This window comes from Kitasatospora sp. NPDC089509 (assembly GCF_044749365.1).
Taxonomy (GTDB): domain Bacteria; phylum Actinomycetota; class Actinomycetes; order Streptomycetales; family Streptomycetaceae; genus Kitasatospora.
In genome coordinates this window covers 56,044-80,476 of sequence record NZ_JBIVHS010000031.1, presented here as the reverse complement: position 1 = coordinate 80,476, position 24,433 = coordinate 56,044, and the positions used below count along the sequence as shown (strand labels likewise).

Annotated in this window: 20 protein-coding genes and 1 pseudogene; 10 read left to right on the top strand and 11 right to left on the bottom strand. The window is 72.8% G+C overall.

The window, feature by feature from the left end; all coding sequences use genetic code 11:
- Window positions 1-2: 2 nt before the first annotated feature.
- Both ACIP4P_RS39560 and ACIP4P_RS39555 read left to right on the top strand, forming a co-directional pair.
- Window positions 3-959, top strand: coding sequence for a Rieske 2Fe-2S domain-containing protein (locus tag ACIP4P_RS39560; protein ID WP_400927654.1), 957 nt, complete (start codon window positions 3-5; stop codon window positions 957-959).
- The gene (locus ACIP4P_RS39555) at window positions 949-1,722 is read left to right on the top strand and encodes an alpha/beta fold hydrolase (protein ID WP_400927651.1); all 774 of its coding nucleotides are present in this window, start codon (window positions 949-951) and stop codon (window positions 1,720-1,722) included. Before ACIP4P_RS39560 ends, ACIP4P_RS39555 begins: the two co-directional genes overlap by 11 nt.
- 109 nt (window positions 1,723-1,831) lie before the next feature.
- On the opposite strand, the gene ACIP4P_RS39550 is transcribed toward ACIP4P_RS39555, so the two are convergent.
- Window positions 1,832-2,554, bottom strand: coding sequence for a G1 family glutamic endopeptidase (locus ACIP4P_RS39550; RefSeq protein WP_400927648.1), 723 nt, complete (start codon window positions 2,552-2,554; stop codon window positions 1,832-1,834).
- Between the two features lie 306 nt (window positions 2,555-2,860).
- On the opposite strand from ACIP4P_RS39550, the pseudogene ACIP4P_RS39545 reads away from it, so the two are divergent.
- From ACIP4P_RS39545 to ACIP4P_RS39530, 4 genes and pseudogenes are all read left to right on the top strand, one after another.
- Window positions 2,861-3,025, top strand: a pseudogene (locus ACIP4P_RS39545) (helix-turn-helix domain-containing protein); the annotation flags it as partial.
- A complete protein-coding gene (locus ACIP4P_RS39540; RefSeq protein WP_400927645.1) occupies window positions 3,007-3,510 on the top strand; it encodes a Scr1 family TA system antitoxin-like transcriptional regulator in 504 nt (167 codons plus the stop codon). The pseudogene ACIP4P_RS39545 and the gene ACIP4P_RS39540, both read left to right, overlap by 19 nt.
- Window positions 3,503-3,694 carry a DUF397 domain-containing protein gene (locus ACIP4P_RS39535; protein ID WP_400927642.1) on the top strand — a complete coding sequence of 64 codons (192 nt, stop codon included), beginning with the start codon at window positions 3,503-3,505 and terminating at the stop codon, window positions 3,692-3,694. The genes ACIP4P_RS39540 and ACIP4P_RS39535 overlap by 8 nt, the downstream gene beginning before the upstream one ends.
- Window positions 3,695-3,856: 162 nt before the next feature.
- Window positions 3,857-4,201 (top strand): adenylyl cyclase, encoded by a 345-nt coding sequence (locus tag ACIP4P_RS39530; protein ID WP_400927639.1) that lies wholly within the window; start codon window positions 3,857-3,859, stop codon window positions 4,199-4,201.
- Window positions 4,202-4,211: 10 nt separating this feature from the next.
- Here ACIP4P_RS39530 and ACIP4P_RS39525 read toward each other — a convergent pair whose 3' ends face one another.
- Window positions 4,212-4,808 (bottom strand): CGNR zinc finger domain-containing protein, encoded by a 597-nt coding sequence (locus ACIP4P_RS39525; protein WP_400927636.1) that lies wholly within the window; start codon window positions 4,806-4,808, stop codon window positions 4,212-4,214.
- 99 nt (window positions 4,809-4,907) lie between these two features.
- Between ACIP4P_RS39525 and ACIP4P_RS39520 the strand changes: the two genes are divergently transcribed.
- Window positions 4,908-5,975, top strand: a complete 1,068-nt coding sequence (locus ACIP4P_RS39520; protein ID WP_400927633.1) for an alcohol dehydrogenase catalytic domain-containing protein — start codon at window positions 4,908-4,910, stop codon at window positions 5,973-5,975.
- Window positions 5,976-6,025: 50 nt separating this feature from the next.
- Here the strand turns inward: ACIP4P_RS39520 and ACIP4P_RS39515 are convergent, their stop codons facing one another.
- The 6 genes from ACIP4P_RS39515 to ACIP4P_RS39490 are packed head-to-tail and all read right to left on the bottom strand — an operon-like array spanning window position 6,026 to window position 16,333.
- Window positions 6,026-6,379 (bottom strand): YciI family protein, encoded by a 354-nt coding sequence (locus ACIP4P_RS39515; protein ID WP_400927630.1) that lies wholly within the window; start codon window positions 6,377-6,379, stop codon window positions 6,026-6,028.
- 17 nt (window positions 6,380-6,396) lie between these two features.
- Window positions 6,397-9,297, bottom strand: a complete 2,901-nt coding sequence (locus tag ACIP4P_RS39510) for an NHLP bacteriocin export ABC transporter permease/ATPase subunit (protein ID WP_400927627.1) — start codon at window positions 9,295-9,297, stop codon at window positions 6,397-6,399.
- On the bottom strand, window positions 9,294-11,618 hold the full coding sequence (locus tag ACIP4P_RS39505; RefSeq protein WP_400927625.1) for an NHLP family bacteriocin export ABC transporter peptidase/permease/ATPase subunit: 2,325 nt from the start codon (window positions 11,616-11,618) through the stop codon (window positions 9,294-9,296). Before ACIP4P_RS39505 ends, ACIP4P_RS39510 begins: the two co-directional genes overlap by 4 nt.
- A gap of 18 nt (window positions 11,619-11,636) precedes the next feature.
- Window positions 11,637-12,449, bottom strand: coding sequence for an HlyD family efflux transporter periplasmic adaptor subunit (locus tag ACIP4P_RS39500; protein WP_350513531.1), 813 nt, complete (start codon window positions 12,447-12,449; stop codon window positions 11,637-11,639).
- Window positions 12,446-14,035: a SagB family peptide dehydrogenase gene (locus tag ACIP4P_RS39495; protein WP_400927622.1), complete on the bottom strand. Its 1,590-nt coding sequence runs from the start codon at window positions 14,033-14,035 to the stop codon at window positions 12,446-12,448. Before ACIP4P_RS39495 ends, ACIP4P_RS39500 begins: the two co-directional genes overlap by 4 nt.
- Window positions 14,036-14,056: 21 nt before the next feature.
- Window positions 14,057-16,333 (bottom strand): TOMM precursor leader peptide-binding protein, encoded by a 2,277-nt coding sequence (locus tag ACIP4P_RS39490; protein ID WP_400927619.1) that lies wholly within the window; start codon window positions 16,331-16,333, stop codon window positions 14,057-14,059.
- 225 nt (window positions 16,334-16,558) lie between these two features.
- On the opposite strand from ACIP4P_RS39490, the gene ACIP4P_RS39485 reads away from it, so the two are divergent.
- Window positions 16,559-19,135, top strand: a complete 2,577-nt coding sequence (locus ACIP4P_RS39485; protein WP_400927616.1) for an ATP-binding protein — start codon at window positions 16,559-16,561, stop codon at window positions 19,133-19,135.
- A gap of 65 nt (window positions 19,136-19,200) precedes the next feature.
- Here the strand turns inward: ACIP4P_RS39485 and ACIP4P_RS39480 are convergent, their stop codons facing one another.
- The 3 genes from ACIP4P_RS39480 to ACIP4P_RS39470 form a co-directional block, all read right to left on the bottom strand.
- On the bottom strand, window positions 19,201-19,911 hold the full coding sequence (locus ACIP4P_RS39480; RefSeq protein ID WP_400927613.1) for a VOC family protein: 711 nt from the start codon (window positions 19,909-19,911) through the stop codon (window positions 19,201-19,203).
- Window positions 19,845-20,735 (bottom strand): hypothetical protein, encoded by an 891-nt coding sequence (locus tag ACIP4P_RS39475; RefSeq protein WP_350513536.1) that lies wholly within the window; start codon window positions 20,733-20,735, stop codon window positions 19,845-19,847. Before ACIP4P_RS39475 ends, ACIP4P_RS39480 begins: the two co-directional genes overlap by 67 nt.
- Window positions 20,736-20,884: 149 nt before the next feature.
- Complete coding sequence (locus tag ACIP4P_RS39470; protein ID WP_400927609.1) at window positions 20,885-21,112, bottom strand: hypothetical protein; 228 nt, start codon at window positions 21,110-21,112, stop codon at window positions 20,885-20,887.
- A 368-nt stretch (window positions 21,113-21,480) separates the two neighbouring features.
- Between ACIP4P_RS39470 and ACIP4P_RS39465 the strand changes: the two genes are divergently transcribed.
- Complete coding sequence (locus tag ACIP4P_RS39465; protein ID WP_400927606.1) at window positions 21,481-22,470, top strand: LuxR C-terminal-related transcriptional regulator; 990 nt, start codon at window positions 21,481-21,483, stop codon at window positions 22,468-22,470.
- Window positions 22,471-22,623: 153 nt separating this feature from the next.
- Entirely contained in the window at window positions 22,624-24,282 is a 1,659-nt protein-coding gene (locus tag ACIP4P_RS39460) for an LCP family protein (RefSeq protein WP_400927603.1), read from the top strand.
- The last annotated feature ends 151 nt before the right edge of the window (window positions 24,283-24,433 follow it).

The window sequence follows — 24,433 nt, the reverse complement described above, 5'->3', positions numbered from 1 at the left end:
CGATGACTGTGCACCACGGCTGGTACCTGCTGGCCTTCCGATCCGAACTGACCGACGAGATCACCCCGTTGGCCGTCGGGTCGCGCCGCTTGATCGCCCTCCGGGAGGCCGACCGGGTGCGCGTCCTGGACGCCAACTGCCCGCACCGCGGTGCCCACCTGGGCTACGGCGGGCGGCGCGAGGGCGACTGCCTGGTCTGCCCGTTCCACGGCAAGCGGATCGGCCTCGGGGACCCGTCCAAGCACTGGTCGGTGGCCGAGCACCGGGTGCTGGAGTGGGGCGACGCCCTGTTCGTCCGACTGTCGGACGACCCGGACGGCGACCGCGGCTTCGAGCGGTCCGTCCAGGGCTGGGCGGAGGAGTACCCGCTGGTCGCGGCCGTCAGTCTGCCGGTCGATGTGCCCTCCGAATACGTGGTGGAGAACGCCTTCGACCCGGACCACTTCAAGGCCGTGCACGGCGTGCCCGGCAACCGGGGGATGGCCACCCGGGACGGCGAGCACGGCGAACTGGTCATCGAGGGCGAGTTCCTGATGCAGACCTCGCCCTGGCAGGACGCCCGCACCCTGGAGGAGATCCGCTGGGAGGCCGTCCGGACGGGCCGGGTGCGGTGGGACTTCAAGCCGCGCTTCCACGCCCAGGCGTTCAGCCCGAACGTGGTGGTGACCGAGTTCGGCCCGGCCGAGACCCGGCAGGTGATCGTCACCGGCTCGGTGCCGACCGAGGACGGCGGCTGCGTCGCCCGGGTCGCCATCGGGGTGCGCGAGGACCAGCGCGGGGCACTGCCGGCCCTGCTCGGCGGCAGTGGGAAGGCGCTCGCCGAGGACAAGGTGGTCTGGGAGCACCTGGACCACACCATGACCCCGCGCTACGACGCCCGGGACGAGCCCGTGCTCGCCTTCCGCCGCTTCTGCGCCGACTTCTGCGCCGACTTCTCGGGAGGCCGCGATGACCGCTGACCTGCACCTGCACCGGCAGGGCGATGGTCCTGCGGTGTTGTGGATCCACGGTTACACCATGGACTCCACCACCTGGCAGCCGCTGTGGGACCGGCTCCCCGGCTACACCCACATCGGCGTCGATCTCCCTGGTCACGGCCGCTCCGCGCCGCTCGCCCCGGGTCTCGAACTTCCCGCCCTGGCCGGGCGGCTGGCCGACGTCGTCAAGGAGACCGGTGCCCGTTCGGTGGTCGCGCTCTCCTTCGGTTCCATGTCGGCGCTGCAACTCGCCATCCAGGAGCCGGGGTTGCTGGACCACCTGGTCCTCGCCGCCCCCACCCTGGCCGGCACCCCCAACGAGGACTCGGCCCGGGTCCGCTACCAGCAGCTCGCCATGCTCTACCGCTTCGCCGGCCCGGGCGAGCAGCTGGCCGACCTCTGGATGCAGTCCCCGCCGGACATCTTCACCGGCACCGAGCGCCACCCCGAACTCCGCGCCGCCCTGCGGGCCGTCGTCGCCCGGCACAGCTGGGCCGAACTGGGCAACCGCGCCATGGACGCCCTCACCGCCCACCGGCACACCGAGGACGACCTGCGCCGGATCACCGCCCGCACCCTGGTCCTGCTCGGCGACGAGGACATGCCCGCGTTCGTCCGCAACGCCGGACTGCTGCGCGACACCGTCCCCGACTGCCGGCTGGAGACGCTGCCGGAGACCGGCCACCTGCCCCTGCTGGAACGCCCCGACGCCTGCGCCCCGCTGATCGCCGCCCACCTGGCCTGAGCCGGTCCGCCGGTGCCACTGCTGGTCGACCGGCTCGCGGCGTTCTGAACGCGTTCCGGCGCAGGAAGTCGGACGGGCCGACTTCCTGCGCCGGGTGCGCTGGGGGCGATTACTCCTGGATGTACGTGTCGCTGAAGCTGGTGCCGTTGGAGCTCAGTGCGCTGGTGCTGGCCTCGTAGCCGGCGTTGGAGCTGGGGTCGAGGGCGACCGGGTTGGCGGAGCCCAGGGACTTGCCGTTGACGGTGGCCGAAGTGAAGGTCACCGAGCCGAAGTTGGGGTAGGAGCCGGTCGGCGACTCGATGATGACCTCGGCGCTGGTCCGCTGGGCGGACGTGGACTTGGTGGTGGTGTACGTCCAGCCGGCCGTGGAGTCGACGAGCTTGAGGGTGTAGCGGCTGCTGCCCGCGTACGTCACCGAGGCGGCGATGTGGTCGCCGGCCGAGACCGGGTACGAGCTCTGGCTCAGGTAGACCGGGGCGGCCGGGTACATCTCGTACCAGGCCTGGTCGACCGGGCTGCCGCTGGAGCAGTCGGTCGCGACGCCGGTCTGCTCCACGCTGGACGAGCCGTAGCCGTCGATGCCGACCCAGGGGGCGTACAGGTCGTTCGAGGAGTTGCAGCTCGCGTCGGGCTCGACCCAGGAGGCCGCGACGGAGCTGTAGCCGCTGCCCTGGGCGGCGTACCCGCCCCAGTTGTAGCCGTTGGTGTTGTACGAGAGGGGGCGGAAGGACAGCGCCGCGTGGGCGGCTGTCGCACTGGCCGGGACGGCGGGGGCGGCGAAGGCCGTGGCCGTGGCGGCGAGGGTGACGAGACGTATCAGGGACTTGCGCATGCTGGACTCCTTCGTGAGGGGACGAACAGGAGGTCCACCTGTCAACCTGGGCCGTGGGGGCTGCCGTTGGCGGGTGGCAGTACAGGATGACGGGGGTGTCATGACCTGGGCAAGAGGCACCTGGGGAAGGTTGGCGAAGCCATTGCCGGGCCGGGAAGGCGACTTGACGAAGCGTCCGCTGGCCGGACACCGAAGGCCCGCACCGTGAGACGGAGCGGGCCTTCGTGTGGATTCAGTGCTGATCGGAGCCGTCGTCCGGCGGTCGGATCTTGAGGGTGGCGACGACGCCGAGGGCTCGGCGCCGAGCTTCGAAGGATGAGAGAGCAGGCCGGCTTCGGCGGCAGTCAGCTCGCGCGCCTGCTCGGGGTGACCGCTGCCCTGGTGAGCCAGATGGAGAACGGGAAGTCGGCCGTTTCAGAGGGACGTCTGCGTGAGATCGCTGCGGCCTGCGCGTGCGACAACGAACCGCTGCGCGATGCGCTTGCCGGCATGACTCGGGAGCGAGAGACGGGCTGGTGGGAGGAGTACAGCCTGAGCCTGAGTTCCGACTTGCTCGATGTGGCGGCGATCGAGGCCCACGCTCGGCGGATCTCCACCTACTCGATCACTTTTCTGCCAGGGCTGCTTCAGAGAGTGGGCCAGCAGCGCTCGCCGAGCAGCTCGGTGCGCTCATCGACCATTCCGCGAGCTCCGGCATCTCGGTGAGGGTCGTACCGTTTAAGATCGAATCGCTGCCTGGCCCCAGTGAGAACTTCGTCCACATCGCGGGCCCAGTGCCAGAGCTGGACACCGTGCAGATCGACATCAGCTTTGGATGTCCACTCTTCGATGCGCCAGCTGACCTGGCTAGTTACCGCGAGATCCTCGATCGGATGGCAGCTGTGGCCCTCTCGGAAGATCACTCGCGAGACTTCATCCGATCCATCAAGAAGGAGATAGAGGGCAATCATGAGTAGCCCTGCATGGCAGAAGTCCAGCTATTCCGGCTCCAGTAATGCATGCGTCGAGGTGCGGGCCGCCGACGGGGCTATCCAACTCCGTGAGTCCGACGAGGGCCATGTCATCGTCCACACGACCTCGCCCGAATTCGCCGCGTTCCTCCAAGGCACGAAGGCCGGGGAGTTCGACCACCTCGCCTGAGTGAATCGTTCCGGCGGCCACTTGCTCCCCGCAAGAGGCCGCCGGTGGTCCGTCGCTCGGGTGCGCTTGTCAGCCGAAGGGCAGGACCTGGGTGCTGCCGCCGGTCAGGATGCGCAGTCCGCCATCGGGCCCTCCTCGGGCTCAGGCCCAGGTGGCGCCCGAGTGGACGCGGCGTCCGGCTCGAAGCCGGAGGCGGAGACCCGCGTCGAGGATGCCGAGGCCGCGCACGAGATCGTGCGCGGCCTCGGGTTCGCCCCGCGCATCCAGTTCGAGAAGCGGTGCCGCAACTACGACTTCGGGTGCGACGAGCGGCGGCTTCTCGCCACCCTCGTCCGGGTGCCCGAGCTGGACGCCACGTTCATCGAGGTCGAGACCGAGGCGCACGGGCAGGACGATCTCGCGCAGGCGCTCATGGTGGTCCGGGCCGTCCTCGCGGGCCTCGGAATCGGCGAGGACGACCTGACGACCGAGCTGTACACCGATGCCGTGGCGGCGGCGCGGCCGTGAGCGGGGCCGTCTACTTCTGGGTCTTGGCGCGGTAGGCGCGCTTCTTCAGTAGGGCGCCGCACGTCTTCATCGAGCACCAGCGGCGGGCGCCGGCGCGGGAGGTGTCCACGAACAGGGCGCCGCAGGTGGGGTTTCCGCAGAGGTGGACGCGACTGCGTTGCTCGGACGCGCACAGGGCGATCAGGTCGCGGGCGACCATGGAGAGTACGGCCGCCACGTTCCCGCCGGTCCAGTGCACAGCCGTCGCATCGGCGGAGAGTTCGGGGACGGAAGTTGGCTTCGCCGCAGCGGTGTTCACGAGGGTGATGTCCTCAAGGGCCGGGGGTCGTGACTCCGCCAGGGTCTGGCCGATGCGTTGGATCGCTTCGCGGAGTCGAACAGCCTGCATCAGCTCCTCCGAGGTGCAGTCCGGCGCCTCCGCCGCGCACCCGCTCTCCACGCACCACCGCCCCAAGTCCTCCGGTCGCCCCAGCCGTTCGAACGGCTCCGCCGTCCCCCGGTCCGCCAGCGTCCCCGCGAAGGCGAAGCACAGCCGGGCGTCGTCGAACCGGAAGTCCGTCTTCGCGCGCTGGCGCGCCTCTCGCTGCCGCCCTTCTTCCTCGCTCATGTCCACCACTCTAAGTGGTTGACATCGATCCGGGCCACTGGCTAGCGTCCGAGTCCACCCCTTCAACCAGTGGACATCAGCCCCCGAGGAGGCCGCGCCATGCGCGCCGCAGTCATCGAAGAGCTCAGCAAGCCCCTGGTCGTCCACGACGTCCCCGACCCCGTCTGCCCGCCCGACGGCGCCGTCCTCCGGGTCGGCGCCAACGGCATCTGCCGCACCGACTGGGCCCTCTGGGCGGGCCAGTTCTGGACCGGTGGCCCCACCCTCGCGCCCCCCTTCGTCCTCGGCCACGAGTTCGCCGGCACCGTCGTCGAGGTCGGCTCAGCGGTACGCGACTGGCGCGAGGGCGACCGGGTGATCTTCCCGATGAACCCCGGCTGCGGCACCTGCCCGATGTGCCGCGACGGCCACCAGCACGTCTGCGACAACGTCGACGCCCTCGTCCCCGGCGTCTCCTACTGGGGCGCCTTCGCCGAGTACGTCATGGTCCGCCACGCCGACGTCAACCTCGTCCGCGTCCCCGACGCCGTCGGCTTCACCGCCGTCGCCGCCCTCGCCTGCCGCTACATGACCGCCTTCCACGGCGTCGTCGACCAGGCCCGCGTCCGTGGCGGCGAGTGGGTCGCCGTGTACGGCGCCGGCGGCGGGATGGGCCTGTCCACCGTGGAGATCGCCGCCGCCACCGGCGCCAACGTGATCGCGATCGACCTCACCGACGAGAAGTTGGCCGCCGCCCGCGCGCTGGGCGCCGTCCACACCGTCAACGCGACGGACGACGACCCCACCGAGGCCGTGAAGACCCTCACCCACGGCGGCGCCCACGTCTCCGTCGACGCCGTCGGGATCGCCGAGGCCTGCCGGAACTCCGTGCTCTCCCTCCGCACCCGCGGCCGGCACCTCCAACTCGGCCACACCACCGGCGCGGAGAAGGGAAACGTCCCCCTCCCCATCGACGTCATGCTGGTCAAGGAGCTGGAGTTCCGGAGCGCCTTCGGCATGCAGGCCCAGCGCTTCGGCACCATGCTCGCCATGATCGAATCCGGCCGCCTCGACCCCGGCCGGATCGTCTCCCGCACCGTCGGCCTGAGCGAGGCGGGCGCCGTCCTGGCGGACCTGGCGACGTACGGCCCGACCGGCGTGGTCGTCATCGACGACTTCCGGTCCTGAGCCGTCCGGCCCGCCCCGACCAGGAGCGGGCCGCTTCCGCGGTCACGGCCTCAGGTCACCCGCACCGGCCGGACCTCGACCAGGTCGCCCGGCGCGGCGGGCATCCGGCGGGCCCAGGCGACGGCCTCCGACTCCTCCGGCACGTCGATCACCCACAGCCCGCCGAGGTGTTCGTGCCCCTCCCGGTACGGTCCGTCGGAGACCGGTGTCTCCTCCCCGCCGCCCGGCACCACCAGCCGGGCGCTGCAGCTGCGCCGTAGTCCTCCGCCGTACCGCACGCCCACCCCCGCCTCGCACAGCTCGCGTCCGAACCGTGCGTGGGCGGCATCGAGTTCGGCCTGTTCGGCCTCGCCCAGCGCGTTCCAGACCCGCTCGTCGCCGTGAATGAGCAGGGTGTATTCCATGATCCTCAGTTCTCCGTCTACATCTGCCGGTGTGCCAGCCGGGCGAACAGCCCGTCCCGGTCGGCCAACAGCTCCTCGTACCTGCCCTGTTGGACCACCCGGCCCTGGTCCATCACGATGATCCGGTCGGCTTCGGCCACAGTCGACAGCCGGTGCGCGATGACCACCCGGGTGGCGTTGAGTCTTCGCGTCGACTCGGTGACCAGCCGCTGGGTCGGGTTGTCCAGCGCGCTCGTCGCCTCGTCGAAGAAGACGATGCGGGGCCGGGAGACCAGTGCCCGGGCGATCATCAACCGCTGCCGCTGGCCGCCGCTCAGCGTGCTCGTCCCCTCCGAGAGCACGGTGTTCATGCCCATCGGCATGGCCGCGATGTCCTTGTCGATGCCGGCCATCTCGGCGGCGGCCCAGGCGTCGTCCAGGGTGTGGTTGGTGGAGCCGACGATGTTGGCCTTGATGTCGCCGGCCAGCAGGGCGCCGTTCTGGAGCACCACGCCGCACTGCCGCCGCACCGCCGAGACCTCCAACTCCCCGAGGTCCTGGCCGTCGTAGAGCACCGTCCCGCTCTCCGGCCGCTCGAAGCCGAGCAGCAGCCGCAGCACGGTGGACTTGCCGCTGCCGGACGGGCCGACGACGGCGACGAACTCGCCGGGCTCGATGCTCAGCGTGACGTCCTGGAGGGCGGCCGGGCCGTCTTCGCCGTAGCGGAAGGTGACGTGGCTCAGGCCGAGGCGACCGGAGAGGTCGCCGGGGTCGGCCTTGCTGTCGTCGACCTCGGGCTTCTCCTCCAGGATCGGCCGCAGCCGCTCCAGCATCGGCACCACGCCGAGCGCGGTGACGGCGGCCGAGGTGAACTGGAGGCTGGAGGCGATCAGCAGGTTGAAGGCGGTGAAGAAGGACAGGAAGACCGGGATCGGCACCTCGCCGCCCAGCGGCCCGGCGATGACCCCGAAGACCACCACCGAACACATCAGCGGGAAGCCCGCGTTGAAGGTGGTGACGGCGTTCTGCACCCGGCGGGAGGAGGCCGCCAGCCCCCGCCCCTTGCCGAGCTCGGCGGCCCACACCCCGAACACCCGGTCCTCGGCCGCGGTGACCCGCAACTTGGGGACAGCGGTGAGCAGTTGGAAGACCCGGGCGGACATCGCCTGCTCGTGCGAGTACAGCCGGCGCTGCCAGCGGACCTCCAGCCGCCCGGCGGCCAGGCCGACGGCGACGCCGACCAGCACCAGCAGGGTGGCCAGGCCGGCCAGCCGCAGGTCGTAGAAGTAGACCAGCACCAGGTTGGCGAGACCGGTCAGCAGGCCGAGGGTCGCCGTGGTCATCATCCCGGAGAGGGTCTCCTGGGCGGCGCTGACGCCGAGCACCGTGGTGCCGAGCTCGCCGGTGGAGTAGTTGGCGAAGAACGGCGCGGGCAGCGACAGCAGCCTGGTCCAGACGCCGACCTGCATCGCGGCGGTGGAGCGGCTCTCGATCCGCAGCACCGCGATGTTCTGCACGATGGACAGCGCGGCGACCGCCATCGCGGAGCCGATCACCACCAGCGCGCCCTCGGTGATCAGGTTGCGCTGGGCGTGGGCGACGAAGGTGCCGAGCACCTCGCCGGTCATCACCGGGACGAGCAGGCCGATCAGCGCGACCAGGGCGGCCATCCCGGTGAACATCCACAGGTCCTGCCGGTTGTTGCGCAGCCCGAAGCGGAGCAGCCCGGCGACCGAGCGGACGGCGGCCGGCAGCGGCCGGTACAGCACGGTGGCCTTGTTCTGGAGTTCGGCGGCGAGCTTCGGGGTCAGCGGGGTGACCTTGCCGCCCTCGGCCAGTACGTAGCCGCTGCCGAGCGGGAGCAGGGCGACGGGGGCGCCGGCCTTGCGGTAGGCCACCATGGCGCCGAGGTCGCCGCGCCACCAGGTGCCGTCCAGCCGGACGGAGCGGGTGCGCACGTGCGAGGCCAGGGCGATCGCCTGGAGCCGGTCGAGGCGGCGGTCGTGGCCGTTGCCGGCCACCGGGGCGGTGACGGTGAAGCCCTCGTGCGCGGCGACCAGCCGGGCGGCGGCCAGGGTGGGCTCGTCGCCGGTGGCGTCGCCGATCCGCAGCCGGGAGGAGGTGTCGCGCAGGATGGTCTCGAAGCCGCGCGCGGAGTCGGCGAGGGTGCCGGCGTCGCGTTCCCGGCGGGCGGCGATCAGCTCGGTCTCGGTGCCCCGGCGGGCCTCGATCCGGCGGTCGACGGCGTCCAGCAGCCGCCCGCAGTGGGTGGCCAGGCGTTCCCACAGGCCGCCCTGGTCGAGCAGTTGGCGCGGGGAGCGGGCCAGGACGGTGGCCGGGCCGGCCGCGATCAGCCAGTCCCGTTCGGTGAGGCAGAGCTCGGCGCCGGCGGTGAGCTCGCCGCCGGCGCCCTCGGGCGCCTCGACGCCGCCCTCCTCGACCCGCACCCACTGGAGGCCGTCGACCGAGCGGAGCGCCTGGCCCTTCTTGAGGACGGTGGGGTCGACGGGGTCGAGCGGGGTGAACTCGCGGGGCGGCAGGGTGTCCCGCAGGGCGCCGGCCAGCGCGGTGAGGCCGCGGGCCAGGCCGCCGAGGAACTGGTCGACGGCGCCGCCGCCGGCCGCGGGCAGCCCGTCCACCCGGGCGGTCGGCAGGAAGGCCAGCTCGGCGCCGAGCACCGGCCGGGCGACGATGCCCCGGCGCTGCCCGGCCCCGGCCGCGCCGGGCACCAGGGTGCCCGCCGCGACCCGGCAGAGGAAGTGCCAACGGCCCTGCGGCACACCGGAGTCGAGCTGTACGGCGAACAGGTCGACGGCGCCGGAGCGGACCAGCAGCAACTGCTCCGGGTCGTCCAGCACCAGGTAGCGGTCGGCCAGCGGCTCGACCGGCGAGGCCGCCCCGGCGAGCAGCGGCGAGCAGACTTCCACGGCAAGCGTCACAGCTCGTCCTCCTCCTCGCGGCGCGCCGACTCGATGAGCGCGGTGTAGTGCCCGCCGAGCGCCAACAGCTCGTCGTGGGTGCCGCGTTCGACGATCGAGCCCTCGTGCAGCACGATGATCTCGTCGGCGTCACGGACGGTGGAGAGCCGGTGCGCGATGATCAGGCAGGCGCAGCCGCGGCGGCGCAGGTTGTCCATGATCACCCGCTCGGTCTCCGGGTCGAGCGCGCTGGTCGCCTCGTCCAGCACCAGCAGGGTCGGCTCGCTGGCCAACGCCCTTGCCAGTTCCAGGCGTTGGCGCTGGCCGCCGCTGAAGTTGCGGCCGCCCTCCAGGACCGGGCTGTGGATGCCGCCGGGGCGGGTCATCACGGTGTCGAAGACGGCGGCGTCGCGCAGCGCGGCGGTGACCGCCTCGTCGGGGACGTCGTCGTTCCACAGCGTCAGGTTGTCCCGGACGGTGCCCTCGAACAGCGAGATGTCCTGGTCGACGTAGGCCAGCGAGGAGGCCAGCACGGTCCGCGAGATCTCCTCGCGGGGCCGCCCGTCCAGCAGGATCCGGCCGGACCACGGGGTGTAGAGCCCGGTGAGGAGCCGGCCCAGGGTGGACTTGCCGCTGCCGGAACCGCCGACCACGGCGACCCGGCGGCCGGGCACGACGGTCAGGTCGAGGCCCTTGATGATCGGCTCCGACAGCGGGCTGTAGCCGAAGCGGACGTCCTCGAACTCCAGGGTGCCGTCCAGCTTGGGCCCGGCCGGCGGCTCGGGCCGGGCGAAGGCGGCGGCCACCGGGTAGCGCTCGACGTCGTACAGCCGCTTGATGTCGGCGGTGACGTCCTGCAACCGGCCGCCCAGGTTGGTGAGTTGGGTGACCGGGCGGCTGAGCGCGGCGAGCAGCGTCTGGAACGAGACCAGGATGCCGACGCTCATCGCGCCGTCCACCACCCGCTGGCCGCCGACCAGCAGGATCAGCCCGCTGTTGAGCGCGGCCAGCATCGGCGGCACCACGGTGAGCACGGCGCTGGGGATGCCCAGCTTCTGCTTCGCCGTGACGACCTTGGCGAGGAAGCCGGCCCAGCGGCCGAAGGCGTCCTGCTCGGCGCCGGTGGCCTTGACCGTCTCGATCAGAGAGAGGGTGGTGAAGGTGGTGGCGGTGAGGTTGCCGCGGTCGGTGCGCAGTGCGGCGACCGCGTCGGTCCGGGCCCGGGCGACGGCCTGCAGCACGACCACGTTGAGCAGCGCCATGCCGACGCCGACCACCCCGAGGAGGATGTCGTAGCGGATCAGCACGGCCGCGTAGAACAGCACCAGACCGAGGTTGATCACGGTGAGCGCGAGGTCGCGGGAGAGGATCTCGGCGACCACGTCGTTGCCGGAGACGCGCTTGGCGACCTCGGCCGGGCGGCGCTGGAGGAAGAAGTCGACCGGCAGCCGCAGCAGGTGCCGGAAGAACCGGGCGGAGCTGACCAGCCCCATCCGGATCTCGATCCGCAGCAGGTAGTGCCGTTGCACGGAGGTCAGCACGAAGACCACCACGGCGGTGGCGGTCATGGCGGCCAGCAGCGGGAGGAGGTAGCCGCTCCCGCTGCCGGCCAGCACCCGGTCGATGAACACCCGGGTGTACGCGGGGATCGCGATGCCGGGCAGCACCAGCAGCAGGCTGGCGAGCAGCACCAGGGGCATGGCGCGGCCGGTGGGCAGCCGGCGTTCCAGCAGGGCGCGGCCGATGCCGCCCTTGTCGCCGCCGGGCTCGAAGTCGGGGCCCTTCTCGAAGGAGAGCACGATGCCGGTGAAGCCGGAGTCGAACTCGTCCCACTCCATCAGCCGGGGGCCGCTGGCCGGGTCGTTGACGGCGACGACGGTGCGGCCGTACCGGGTGCGGACGCCCTCGACGACCATGAAGTGCTGGAAGGCCCAGAAGATGATCACCGGGCCGTCGAGGTCGCGGAGCTTCTCGGCCTCGGTCTGGTAGCCGCGGGCGGTCAGCCCGTACGTCCGGGCGGCGTTCAGCAGGGTGGAGGCGCGGGCGCCGTCGCGGGAGACTCCGCAGACGCCGCGCAGGTCCTCCAGCGGGACCCAACGGCCGTGGTAGGCGAGGATCATGGCGAGGCTGGCGGCGCCGCACTCGACCGACTCCATCTGCAGGACGGTCGGCACGACGTGGCGCCAGCGCCGCGGCGCGGCCGCCCGGGTGGGGCGGCCGCGGCGGGGCCTCTTCTTCTTCGGCGGATTCCCTTCCGGCGGATTCTGCTGCGACGGATCCTGCTCGGACGGGTCCCCCTCCGGCGGAACGGAGGCGGTCTTCTCCGGGGTCACGGCGGTCATCGGATTCGGAGCCCCCTCTCAGCGGCCGAGGATCAGGTTGAACGGGGTCTGCTTGCCCACGTTGATGGTGGCGGTGACGGAGACCTGGGTGCCCAGCGGGTTCGGCGGGCCGCTCTGCGAGGTCCAGGCGAAGCCGCTCGGGGTGTTCGGGTCGGGCGTCAGCTCGACCACGACCAGCCGGGGCGCGTCCTTGCCGAGGTAGCGCTGGGCGGCGAGGTCGCCGCCGACCAGCCCGGAGACGGCCTCCCGGGTGAGCGCGTACGGGCTGACCGAGCTGACGGTGCCGCGCAGCAGGCCGAAGGCGCCGGCCGGGGTGGTGGACACGTTGAGGTCGACCTGGTCGCCGGGCTCCAGCCCGACGGTGCGGGTCGCGGGCACGAACACCATCGCGACCACGGCCTCCTTGGGGTCGTCCACCCGCTCGACCGAGGCGACCGGCGAGCCGGGGGCGACCACCTGCCCGTCGGTGACCGACAGGCCGACCACCCGCCCGCCGAACGGGCTGGTGATCTCCCGGCTGTGGCCCTCGGTGTCCTCGACCCGGACCACCGACTGGCCCTGCTGGACCTGGTCGGAGGGCTTGGCGAGCACCGTGCGGACCATCCCGCCGTACGGGCTCTGGATCATCGCGGTGCCGTGCGGGTGGGTCAGCAGGCCGGGGGCGTCGACGGTGATCGGGATCGTCCCGGCGAAGGTCCACAGCAGTGCCGCCGCCATGGTGATCATGACGACGAACAGGGCGATCCAGCCCCGCGGCGCGGCGAGCAGGGTGGGCGAGTCCAGCTCGTCCGGCTCGCGCATCCGCTGCAGGGCCTTGAAACGGAACTTCATCGTCTGGCTTCTCTCCGGGGGGCGCGCGGGACGCCGACGTCCTGGCGCAGCGCCGCCGGGCGGCTGCCGATCACCAGTTCGCCGACGGTGCCCTCGGTGAAGTAGTCCAGGCCGCTGGCCGCCGCGAAGTCGGCCGCGTCGCCGCCGCCGAGGCCGCAGACCGCGAGGTCCATCGCGGTGCCGACCAGGTAGAGGGTCTGGTAGAGCGCGCCGACGTGCTTGAGGACCAGCGGGTAGGCGACCGTCTCGTACTTCCACATCACCCGGCCGAACCGCGCGGTGACCAGCAGCACCACCTGCGGGTCGGCCTGCATCAGGCTGGACTCCCGGGCGCTCTTGACCAGTTGGGCGGTGGCCGGGCTCGGCGCACTGACCAGCTCCAACTCGTGCCGGTCGGTCGCGTAGTGCCACAGCCCGGGCTCCAGGCCCGCGCAGGAGGTGACCAGCGGGTACAGCTCCAGCTCGTGCACCGCGCCGCCGCTCGGGTACGGCCGGTCGGCCAGCTCCTGGCCGTCCCCGCCGGTGAAGGTCTGCCGGCGACGGGCGCTGCGGTAGAGCAGCTCGCCGAGCTGCGCCAGGGTGATCGGCGCCTGCTCGTCGTGGTCGCGCACCGAGCGGCGCTGCTCCAGCACCTCGGTGAACGGCCGGTCGGCGCGGGCGAGTTCGTCCAGGTCGGGGACGGGCAGGGTGACCTTCGCGCCGGGGAACGGCGCGGGCGAGGCCGGCTCGGGGGCGAAGCGGTCGCCGAACCGGTAGGTGCCGCCGTACCCGGCCACGCTGGTGGGCCGCCGGGTGCGGGAGTGGAAGGCGAGGTCGGCGGCCGTCCACTGGGCGAAGCGCTGCTCCTCGGCCTCCGGCTCGGCGCCGGGGGCGCCGTAGGCCAGCAGCCCGGCCGCGGCGAACAGCCGCAGGGTCTGCCGGACGGCCTCCAGCGGGAGCCCGCCCGGGAGTTGGGCGAGCGCGGCGGGGCTGGTCCAGTCGGCCAGGGCGGCCAGCAGACCGGCCGCCCGGGTGGTCAGCTGGACGGCCAGCGGGCTGCCCGGGGCGCGCACCAGCAGGGCGCCGTCCTCGACCGCGGCGGAGGCGAAGCGGGACAGCTTCACCTGCCCGGTCGGGTCCGGGGTGGGGCCCGGCTCGGCGGCGCCCCGGCCGACCGGGCGCAGCCGGGCCAGCGGCTCGTCCGCGGCCGCGCCGGGGCCGGGGCCGGGGACGGGGCCGATGCCGTTGCCCGGGCCGGTGCCGTCCTCCGGGTCGGTGCCGTCGCCCACGAGGTGGACGGAGTGCTCCAGCAGCCCCACCGTGCCGAGCCGGCGGCGGGTCAGCTGCCAGCGCAGCAGTCCGGCGTCGCCGTCCCGGGCGGCGACCAGGGCGGCCAGCTCCTCCTCGGTCTGCTCGGCGGCGGCCAGTGCGGCCACCGCCGCCATGGCGCCGGGCGCCAGGTCGGACAGGTTCAGCGCGCCGATCGGCGCGGTCAGCCGGACGGCCTTCGGGCCGAGCGGGGTGAGCGCGCCGTCGGGGCGCAGCCGCAGCCGGCGCACCGCACGGGCGGTCGCGGGCCGGTGGATCCGGTCAAGGGCGGTGGTCATCGCGTCGGTACCCGGCCGTTCCTAGAAGAAGACGTTCTTCGGGTTGAACTGCTCCTCGGTGAGCGGAGCGGCCAGCCGGCCCTGGCGGACCGGCACGTCGTAGAGCCGGCCGGGGGCGAGGCGGCGCCAGAAGTGGCGCATGCCGGGGGCGATCACCTTGACCACGGCGAGGTCGAGGTCGGGGCGGCTCTGGTCGAGCACGATCACCTCGACGCCGGCCCGGCGGGCGCGTTCGACGCAGTCCCGGACGTGTCCGGCCAGGTCGTCACCGGCGAGCGGGGCGAAGTCGGCGAGGGTGCTGGCGGGCAGCTCACGGGCGGGCAGCAGCCAGGGCTCGTCCGCGATCGTCGCGGTCCGGCACCACTCCAGGGTCTCCAGGTCGTCGGTGCGGTAGAGGGTGTTCCCGTCCTCGTCCCGGCGGTCGATGAACGGGAGGAACTGGTTGACCTCGGTGAGCGCGCGGATCGCGGCGATCCGCGGGTCCGGGTGGGCGCCGAAGCCGACCATGATGTCCTCGACCGCGTGCTTGCGGCGGGAGATCGCGGCGAACACCGGCACGCCGAGGTCGGAGGTGATGTCCAGGACCCACAGCTCGCGGTCCACCGAGGCGTAGAAGGCGCGCATGGTGTCCACGTACGGGTCGTTCAGCGAGTCCAGGTCGAACTCGGGCTGGGCGGTGCGGTTGTACCACCACAGCGCCACCGCGTCGCGCTCGACGACCTCGCAGAAGCCCTGGAGGATCGCCTCCTCCAGGGTGTTGCCGCTGGCGCAGCCGTTGGAGTCGCCGACGCAGTAGAAGTGCTGCTGGAGGTCGGGGTGGCCGTACCAGGCGTAGCCGGAGGGGACGAGCCGCTCCTCGTCGTGGGTGAGCGACCAGGCGCGGGTCCAGTCCAGTTCGGCGTCGACCGGGAACGGGTCGGGCACCAGGTGGAGGCGGTGCTTGGGGTCGGCGTTCCACTCGGCGCGGCCGGCGAACTGGGCGTCGGAGAACTGGAGCAGGGCGTCCATGTGGACGGCCACGGCCGGGTCGAGGTCGCGGTAGGCGGCCCGGACGACGGGCTCCTCGCCGCGCCAGACCGCCGAGTAGCGCTCGATCGCCTCGCAGATCGCGCTGACCTTGGCCTGGATCTCGGAGCGGCCCTTGCCGCCGCTCTGGCCGCGCATGTTGCGGCGCAGCAGGTCCATGTTGTCGTTGACCATGGCGAAGTTGTGGCCGGCGGTGAAGCTGTAGGTGATGCCGTTGCCGGTGTCGTCGTGCGCGCCGAGGCGGGTGATCGCGCCCAGGTGCGGGCTGATGTGGTGCTTGAGCCGGTCGTAGGTGAACTGCGGGGCCTGGACCCGGTAGCCGCCGTCGGTGGTGTGCCGGGCCGGGCTGGGTTGGAGGACGACCTTGGGGCTGCGCTCGGTGAGCAGGGCCGGGTCGCCGCAGCTCGGGCACTGCGGCTGGCGGACCAGCGTGTGCTCGGTGGTCTGCAGGGTGTTGAGGTCGAGGCTGACCATGGTGCCGGCCAGGGCGGAGCAGCACTCGTCGGCCAGGATCCGGGCGGCCTCGGTGGCCAGCAGCTGGGCGGTCATCGCCGGTCCGGCCGGGATCGCGGCGCGGGTGGGGTGCAGCGGCACGGTCTGGCCGCGCTTGCCGGCCAGGTAGCGCTCGACCTGGCGGTTGCCGCTGATCCGCTGGGCCAGGCAGGTCCAGCAGCCGGTCTCGTCGGGGCGCAGCAGCGGGCCGAGCCAGGGGGAGGTGCCGGTGGGCTTGGCGAGCAGCCAGGCGCGCCGGTCGGCCAGCCGGGCGGTGTTCAGCCGCTCCAGGGTGGGGTCCAGGTAGTCGTCGGTGAGGGCGACGACCAGGGTGTCCGGGCCGGCCGCGACGGCCTGCTCCTCGGTCACGGCGCGGGCGCGCAGGCCGGTGGCGGTGAGCGCGTCGACCAGCGGGGCGGACTCGGCGGCGCCGAGGGCGAGCACCAGCAGTTCGGTGGCCCGGGCGGCCTCCAGCGCGACGGCCGGGTCGACGCCCTGGGCGTCCCAGTAGGCGAGCACGTGGTCGGGCAGGTCGGGCCGGCCCTCGGCGAGGTGCCCGGCCGCCTCGTAGCGGCGCAGCGCGGTCAGCGCCTGGCCGAGCGGGACCTCGGCGCCCAGTTCCTGGAGGATCTCGGCGACGGTGCGCCGTCCGTCCAGGTAGGGCAGGAGGCGCACCGCGGCGGCCCCCGGGACGAGGTAGTCCTGCCCCTCTCCGAGCAGGAAGACCTTCTCGCCCACCGTTTCGGTGAGGAAATGGGCCTTGAGCCGCGGACGCTCCATAAGTCATCCCCCTGTGTTCACAAGTTCCTTGCGAGTATTCGAGCACGTCGCCAATTCGGCTGTACATACTGCATATTCGGCAGGGCGGTCGAGTTACGCATCGAGCGGAATTACGTATTCCGCGCGGACGGTACGTAGCCCCGTACGTATTAGCCCGGAACATTGACAGGGGGGTGCCGGAGGCGATACTGGTGTGTCCGCAGGCGCGTACGACGGGGGGTTGCGGTGCCGACTGGAGTTTTGCTGCACCGGGAGACGGAGCTGGCCGAGCTGGCCCGGGCGGTGGCCGGCGCGGGTGCGGGTCGATCCGCTGTCGTGCTGGTCAGAGGCCCGCGCGGGATCGGGAAGAGCGCGCTGCTGCGGGCCGCGCTGGCCCGGATACCGGGCGAGGCGGTGGTGCTGCGGGCCCGATGTCACGCCAACGAACGGGACTTTCCGTACGGCGTGGTGCGCCAGCTCTTCGACCCTTTCATGGGCATGACAAGTGGCTCGGCGGCCACCTCCCAATTCCTGGGCGAATCACCCGACGAATTCCTCACCGAAGCCCTTCCGGGCACAGTTCACGGAACCCCCGGGGCGCGCACCGAAAACGCCGGGAACGGGCGCGAACGGGTCCTGAGCAACCTTTTCCACGCGGCCCGCTCGCTCACCTCCCGGACCCCCGTCGTGATGGCCGTGGACGACCTCCACCTGGCCGACGAGGAGTCCCGGCAGTGGTTCTCCTACCTCGCCCGCCGGCTCGACGGCCTGCCCGTCGCCCTGCTCGCCAGCACCGCCGACGAGGCCGCCGACCCGCTCGCCGCCGAACTCGCCGCGCTGCGCCACGCCCGCACCCTCACCCCCGGCCCGCTCTGCGACAGCTGCGTGGCCGAACGCGTCGCCGAGGAGTTCGACGCCCCGGTCGACCCGGAACTCGCCGCGGTCTGCCACGACCTCTCCCGGGGCAACCCCCTGGTGGTCGAGGAACTCACCGCCCGCCTGGCCGCCGCCAGGATCTCGCCCGGATCGCCCGACCTCGACACCGTGCTGCGGATCGGCGCCGGCGCCCTCGCCGACACCACCCTCAGCTGGCTGCGGCAGAGCCACCCCCGCGCGGCCGAACTGCTCACCGGCCTCGCCGTGCTCGGCACCGACGCCGACCTCGCCACCGCCGCCCTGCTCACCGGCCAGGGCGAACTGCTCGCCGACGAGGCCCGCGAGGCGCTGCGCCGCACCGACCTGATCGACCCCGGCCCGCCCGAGACGTTCCGGCACGAGCTGGTCCGCACCGCCGTCCTGGCCCGCACCGACCCGCGCGTCCTGGTCGCCCTGCACGAGCGCGCCGCCGCCCTGCTGGCCCGCCTCGGCGCCCCGGCCGCCCGCACCGCCGAACACCTGATGTCCTCCGGCACCACCGGACTGGACTGGGCCGTCCCGGTGCTGCGCACCGCCGCCAAGGAGGCCGCCGCCGACGGCCACTGGGACGACGCCGCCCGCTACCTCCAGCGCGCCCTCGCCGACGCCGCCGACCCGGACCTGGTCCGCTCGCTCACCGGACAGCTCGGCGCCGTCGAACTCCACCGCGACGTGGCCGCCGCCGCCCGCTGCGCGGCCGGCCTGGCCGCCACCCCCGACCCGGTGGAACGGGCCCGACTGCTGCGGCCGTTCACCGGGCCGGTGCTCGCGCTCAGCGCGGCCGGCGCCGCCGCCGTCCCCTTCGCGGAGGCCGCCGGAGCGCTGGTCGCCGGGACCCTGGTCGCCGGGGCGCGGACCGCCGCCTGCCCGCCACCGGCCGACCTGCTGCTGCCGCTCGCCGCCCAGGCCGCGCTGGCCGGCCGGCGCACCGCGCTGCGGCCCGCCCTGGCCGCCCTGCGGGCCGAGCCCGCCGCACCCGCCGCCACCGCCCTGCTCGGCGCGCTGGCCGCGCTGGCCGCAGCCGGGGGGCGGCCGCGTACGGCCGTGCGGCTGGCCGGACGCTGCGTGCGCCGGGTCTCGCCCGCCGAGGCCGGGACGGAGGTGCTGGGCGCGGCGATGGCCTACGCCTGGACCGGACGCCTGGACGAGGCCGCCGCCTGGGTCGGCCGGGCGGTCCGCTCCGCCCAGCGCTGGAACCACCGCGCCGAACTCGCCCTCGCCCTGCTGGCCCGCGCCGACATCGCCCACCGGCAGGGCCGGTTGGACGCCGCCCTCGCCGACGCCGAACAGGCCGCCGAACTGGCCGGGCAGATCCGGGCGGACGACCTCGCGGGCGCCGCCCGGGCGCTCGCCGTACGGGCCCGGCTGCGGCGCGGGCTGCCGGTGGACGCCGCTGCCCTCGCCGAGGTCGAACTGCCCGCGGAGGCGCATCCGTTGCTGCGCGGGGTGCTGCTGGAGGCGCGAGGGCTGGTCGCCGCGCAGCGCGGCGACCACCAGCAGGCGCTGCGGCTCTTCCTGGAGTGCGGGCACCAGCTGGCCGCCCGCGGCGTGGCCAACCCGGCCTGCGTGCCGTGGCGCACCCATGCGGCCCAGGCCTACCAGGCGCTCGGTGAGCACGCCGCGGCCCGGACCATCGCGGCCGATCCGCTGCCCGGCGGCGACCCCCGGCCGCGTCCGGCCGAGCCGCGCGGCGGCCCGGCCATCGGCACCCGCGACGCCGGGCCGGTCCGGCTGACGCCGAGCGAGCGGCGGGTCACCGAACTGGTGCTGCAGGGCCTGAGCAACCTGGAGGTCGCCGAGCGGCTCTGCCTCAGCAAGCGCACCGTGGACACCCACCTGGGCCGGATCTACCGCAAGCTGGCCATCAAGGGGAGGCCCGAACTGGGCGCCGCCGTCAAGGCGTTGTGAGGCGCGGGGCGGGGGCTGTGACGCGGGGCGGGGCTGTGACGCGGGGCGCTGCGGCCGCGGGCGGCTCAGCCCGCCGCCACGACGCCGAACTCCGCCCCCCACGGGTCGCGCAGCACCGGCGGCTGCTCCCGCCCCGGCCGGACCAGCCGGGCGCCCAGCCCGACCGCCTGCCGCACGGTCTCCGCCGGGTCGGCCGCGCCGAAGTGGGGCAGCCAGCACGGCCGGCCCTGGTCGCTCTCCACCACCCGGGCGTGCGGGACGCCGTCCAGCGTGAACTCCCCTTCCGGGCCGAGTCGGTAGCCGAAGAGCGACCCGTAGAAGTCCTCGGCCCGGGTTGCGGAGGGCACCCGCAGCTCGTGCCCGCAGATCGCGCCCGGTTCGTCGGCGAGCACCACGCCCTCGGCCCGGGCGCCCTCCCAGAAGCCGACGGTGACCCCCGAGGGGTCGAGGGCGAGCAGCAGCCGCCCGTTCTCCCCGGCCGGCACCGGTGGCATCACCACCCGCCCGCCCAGCAGCCCGACCCGGGTGCAGCAGTGGTCCGCGTCCTCGGTCGCCAGGTAGACGTTCCAGGCGGCCAGCGGCGGCAGCCCGGCCGGGGCGGCGCCGAAGCCGCCGATGACCTCCCCGTCGAGGACCGCCAGCTGGTAGTCCGGCGACTCGGTGACGAACTCCCAGCCCAGCAGCGCCGAGTAGAACTCCCGGCTGCCGCTCAGATCGGGAGTGATGCAGTCAGCCCAGCACGGTGCGCCGATGGCATAGCCGGTACGTCGAGGCACGGGTCGTCCTTCTCCTTGGTCATGGCGTGATCGATCAGGCCGGCCGCCTCCTCCGCCCCGCTCACACCGGGCAGGTGCAGGCAGTGCGTCGGTGCGTCGGCGAGCAGGCCGCTGGAGCCGGCCGGCCAGGTCCGGGTGGTGAACTCCCATGGTGCCAGGCGCACTTCCTCGTCGACGCTGCGGCAGAGCCGGACCAGTGCCGGCGGGGCCAGTCGGGCCCGCACCGGGACGACCGGGCCGAGGCTCTCCGGCCGTACCAGCAGCACCTCGCCGCCGACCGGCGAGGTGACGGTGCGCCACGTCCCCTCGGGCAGCCCGGCGCCGCGCAGCCGGGCCGCGGCCGCCCCGCGCGCCTCCAGCGGCGCGAGGTAGGGCAGCACGTGTCCGGTGCGGCGGTCCAGCACCAGCAGTCGTCCGGAGACGAACTCCCAGGAGCGCTGCGCCAGCGCGGCGCCCACGTTGGCCTGCTCCGAGTACGGCCCGCCGACCAGGGCGACGGTGGCGTCGCCCTTGGCGAGCACCACGGCCGGGGTGAGGCAGAACCGGTCCTGGAGCGCCGCGAACGGCGGCACCGCGCCGGGGACGTTCCCCCAGCCCCGGCAGGTGCGGCGCAGCAATGGCGTTCCGTCACTGCGGCGCACCAGGAAATCGCCGGGTGCGCCCTTCCCCGGGCCGCCGGAGAATTCCACCCGCAGTTGGTCGGGGTCCCGGGAATTCCCGGTGAGGTGCGGCCCGAAATGGAACGCGATCTCGTCGCGGTCGGCCTGGACGAGGGCGATTTCGAGGCCGAAGAAGTTCAGCACAATCGGCTCGATGACCGGCACTGTCGCTCCTGGCAGGTTTGTTGCACATTCAATTGATGCGGCGGTCCGGAGTTCGTCCGGCTCGCGGCCGCTCGGACGGGCCGGTGGGAACTGCCCGTCGGTCGATCGTGGCGGGAGGCGTCAGGCGCCTCGAACCGCTGGTGGGAGGGTTATCCCCAACGCCAGTCGGCCGGGGTGGCCTCGCCGCCGAGCATCAGCAGCTGGCTCGGGCGGAGCTGGTTGGTGAGATGGTTCGTGAACTGTTGCACCGAGGTGGTGGCAGGTCCGACGGCCGGTGCGGGGCTCGGCGCGGCCTGTGCGGATCCGGCCAGGAAACCGCCCGCGGCGGCCACGGCGACCGCGGCGGTACAGGCGAGCTTGCGGCAGGAAAGCAGCATGGAAATCCCCCAGGAAAAGTACGTTCGGAAGCGGGTGCCGGCCGATTCCCCGACTCGGTCGGTCGGCCGTCGGTGATGACGGTCCGTGATCATCGGCGGGCCCGGCGGGGGAGCTCGCGGCTCCCCGACAACCGAAAGTCTGGAGGATCTCGAGGGCTGCCGGAAGGTGTTCGGGGCGGCAGGAAGATCGCCGTGGCACCTTGGTGCCATTGCCTTCCTTTTACCTTTATCCCGACGGGCTCTTCCGGCGCACCGAAAGAAACGCTTCCGCAGTTGTCCTGACCTGCCCGTCCTGGCATGATCGGGCAGCGGACTTGTCCGGCCAAGTGCCGGAAATCGGTACCGGCCTCGGGGGAGTGGTGCAGCCGATGACGCGGAGGATCGACGACGCCGCGCAGGCGGTCTACCGGTTGATGCTGACCGATCATCAGCTCGATGTCGAGGGTCTGGCCGAACGGCTCGACCTGACCGGCGAGCAGGTCCGCGCCGCCCTCGACCAGCTCGCCGGGCTGCGCCTGCTCCGCCCCTGCGAGGAGGGGGACCCGGGCGAGCTCTCCGGCAACCTGCGCCCGGTCGATCCACGGGTCGGCCTGCCCGCCCTGCTGCGCCACTACGAATCCGTCCAGCAGCGCGCGCAGCTGGAGTTCGAACGCCGCCAGGCCGAGATCTCCGGCATGCTCGCCCAGTTCCGCGACGAGTCCGCCCGCGAGGACAGCCAGTTGGAGCGGCTGCTCGGGATGGCCACCGTCGAGGCCCGGATGGAGGAGCTGGTCGGCGGGGTCCGCGACGAACTGCTCACCTTCAGCCCCGGTGGCGCCCAGTCCGCCGCCTCCCTCCAGGCCAGCCGCCCCGACAACGAGGCCCTGCTCGCCCGCGGCGTCACCATGCGCACCGTCTACCTGGACTCGGTGCGCAAGGACCGCGCCACCGTCCAGCACGCCGAGTGGCTCACCGGACTGGGCTGCGAGGTGCGGACGGCGCCCGCGCTGCCGCTGCGGATGCTGGTCATCGACCGTCAGGTCGCCCTCGTCCCGATCGATCCGGCCAACACCCTCAAGGGCGCCGTCCAGATCTCGTCACCGGGCGTGCTCGCCGCCCTGGTCTCGCTGTTCGACCAGACCTGGTCCGACGCCACCCCCTTCGGCGCCCCGCGCGAACGCGACGAGCAGGGCCTCACCCGCCAGGAACAGGAACTGCTGCGCCTGCTGGGGCAGGGCTACACCGACGAGGCGGCCGGCAAGCACCTCGGCCTCTCGCTGCGCACCACCCGCCGGATGATGGCCGACCTGATGGACCGCCTGGGCGCGCGCAGCCGGTTCGAGGCGGGCTTGCTGGCGGGACGCCGCGGTTGGCTCTGAGGCGCCCCCCGACGGGTGCAATCGGCGGTAAATCGGGTGCAGGGTGGGTAATTTGACGGCGAAGCGCTTTGGCCCGAACCGTTTCTGTGTTTCGCTGGCCGCTCCATGCCTGTCGAACACGGACCGAACGGTCCCGGAGCCGGGGGACACACCATGGCCGAGCACACCGAGCAGCAGCCGGACGCCGAGGAGCCGCCGTCGGGCGGTCGGGCGGCGGCCCGCAGGGCGACCGAGGGGCCCAAGCGCTCCCCGCTGCTGATCGCCGGCCGGGTGGCGGCCTGCACGGTCGGTTTCGCGGTCTTCGCGGCCAGCGGGGTGGTCTGGTACGAGTACACGTCGTTGACCGACGGGATGACCACGTCCAAGGCCCTCGACGAGACCAAGAAGGACGCTCCCAAGCACCTCGACAACTCGATCAACCTGCTGCTGATCGGCCTGGACAGCCGCAAGGCGATGGACGGTTCGGACCTCGACCCGTCGATCGTCGAGAACGAGCTGCACGCCGGCCACGACTCCGAGATCGGCGGCTACAACACCAACTCGCTGATCCTGCTGCACATACCGGCCGGCGGCGGCAAGGTACAGGCGGTGTCGATCCCGCGCGACGACTACGTCATGACGTACAAGGGCGACGGCACCAAGCTGGGCATGGCCAAGATCAAGGAGGCCTACGGCAACGCCAAGGACCAGTTCAACGGCAGCCCGAAGGGCAAGGGACTCAAGGGCGCCGACCTGGAGAAGGCCGGTCGTGACGCCGGGCGCGCGGCCGCCATCCGTACGGTCCAGACCTTCCTGGACCAGCCCGTCGACCACGTCGCCGAGGTCAACCTGAAGGGCTTCTACGACATCGCCGACGTGCTCAAGCCGATCGAGGTGTGTCTCACCCACCCGGTGGACGACCCGATCATCTCCAGGACCGCCACCCACGAGGGCGGTGGCACCGGGCTCAAGCTCCCGGCCGGGCACAGCAAGCTCGACGCCGCCCAGGCGCTCTCCTTCGTCCGCCAGCGGCACAACCTGGACGACGGCCACGGGAACTCGGACGACTTCGCCCGCACCCACCGCCAGCAGGCCTTCATCTCCTACGTGGTGCACAACCTCAAGGAGAAGGGCGTCGTCGGCGATCTCGGCAAGATGCAGCAGTTGATGGGTGTGGTCCAGCAGGACCTCGTCATCGACAACCAGTGGAACGTCCTGGACTTCGCCCAGCAGGCGCCCAACCTGACCGGCGGCAACGTCGAGTTCCGCACCCTTCCGGTCGACGACCTCTCGAAGATCAACGGCCAGGCCGTCAACGTCGTCAGCGCGCCCAAGGTCCAGAAGATCGTCAAGCAGCTCTTCGGATACGCGGACGCCGCCGCGGCCCCGGCCCCCACCGCCACCGACACGGCGTCCCCGACCGCCACCCCGGCCCAGACCCCGACCCAGGCGGCCGCCCCCGCCACCGTGGACGTGTTCAACGCCTCCTCCGCCGCCGGGGTGTCCTCGTCCAACGAGGCCAAGGTGCTGGCCGGCCTGGGCTTCAAGGAGGGGAAGGCCGGCCCGGCCGCCACCAAGCAGAAGAACACCACCGTCACCTACGGCAAGGGCGCCAAGGACGCCGCCGACCAGATCGCCACCCGCTACGGCGTCACCGCCACCGAGTCCGCCTCGGCCGCCGCCGGCCACGTCGTGGTCACCCTCGGCTCCTCCTTCACCGGCGTCGCCTCCGACCGCCCCTCCAGCGCCCCGACCGACCCGGGCACCAACGTGGCCCAGCAGGGCCCGATGGTCGACGCCCAGTCCGACGGCGGCATCCCCTGCGTCTTCTGATCCGCTGATCAGACCGCCGCTGCGGCCGTGCGCCAAGAGCCGCCCGAATCAGCCGTTTTCGGACGGTCTGTAGCGGGATGGTCCCGTGACTGCCGGGGTCGTTGGTGTACCGGAGGTCCGTGTTCTTATCTGATCTCAATATGATCGGAAG

Excerpts from the sequence above, each read along its gene's own strand:
- ACIP4P_RS39515 (WP_400927630.1), bottom strand. The coding sequence starts at position 6,379 with ATGGAATACACCCTGCTCATTCACGGCGACGAGCGGGTCTGGAACGCG.
- ACIP4P_RS39470 (WP_400927609.1), bottom strand. The coding sequence starts at position 21,112 with ATGCTGCTTTCCTGCCGCAAGCTCGCCTGTACCGCCGCGGTCGCCGTG.
- ACIP4P_RS39505 (WP_400927625.1), bottom strand. The coding sequence starts at position 11,618 with ATGACCGCCGTGACCCCGGAGAAGACCGCCTCCGTTCCGCCGGAGGGG.
- ACIP4P_RS39525 (WP_400927636.1), bottom strand. The coding sequence starts at position 4,808 with ATGAGCGAGGAAGAAGGGCGGCAGCGAGAGGCGCGCCAGCGCGCGAAG.
- ACIP4P_RS39495 (WP_400927622.1), bottom strand. The coding sequence starts at position 14,035 with ATGACCACCGCCCTTGACCGGATCCACCGGCCCGCGACCGCCCGTGCG.
- ACIP4P_RS39555 (WP_400927651.1), top strand. The coding sequence starts at position 949 with ATGACCGCTGACCTGCACCTGCACCGGCAGGGCGATGGTCCTGCGGTG.
- ACIP4P_RS39460 (WP_400927603.1), top strand. The coding sequence starts at position 22,624 with ATGGCCGAGCACACCGAGCAGCAGCCGGACGCCGAGGAGCCGCCGTCG.
- ACIP4P_RS39490 (WP_400927619.1), bottom strand. The coding sequence starts at position 16,333 with ATGGAGCGTCCGCGGCTCAAGGCCCATTTCCTCACCGAAACGGTGGGC.
- ACIP4P_RS39535 (WP_400927642.1), top strand. The coding sequence starts at position 3,503 with ATGAGTAGCCCTGCATGGCAGAAGTCCAGCTATTCCGGCTCCAGTAAT.
- ACIP4P_RS39520 (WP_400927633.1), top strand. The coding sequence starts at position 4,908 with ATGCGCGCCGCAGTCATCGAAGAGCTCAGCAAGCCCCTGGTCGTCCAC.
- ACIP4P_RS39500 (WP_350513531.1), bottom strand. The coding sequence starts at position 12,449 with ATGAAGTTCCGTTTCAAGGCCCTGCAGCGGATGCGCGAGCCGGACGAG.
- ACIP4P_RS39560 (WP_400927654.1), top strand. The coding sequence starts at position 3 with ATGACTGTGCACCACGGCTGGTACCTGCTGGCCTTCCGATCCGAACTG.
- ACIP4P_RS39550 (WP_400927648.1), bottom strand. The coding sequence starts at position 2,554 with ATGCGCAAGTCCCTGATACGTCTCGTCACCCTCGCCGCCACGGCCACG.
- ACIP4P_RS39465 (WP_400927606.1), top strand. The coding sequence starts at position 21,481 with ATGACGCGGAGGATCGACGACGCCGCGCAGGCGGTCTACCGGTTGATG.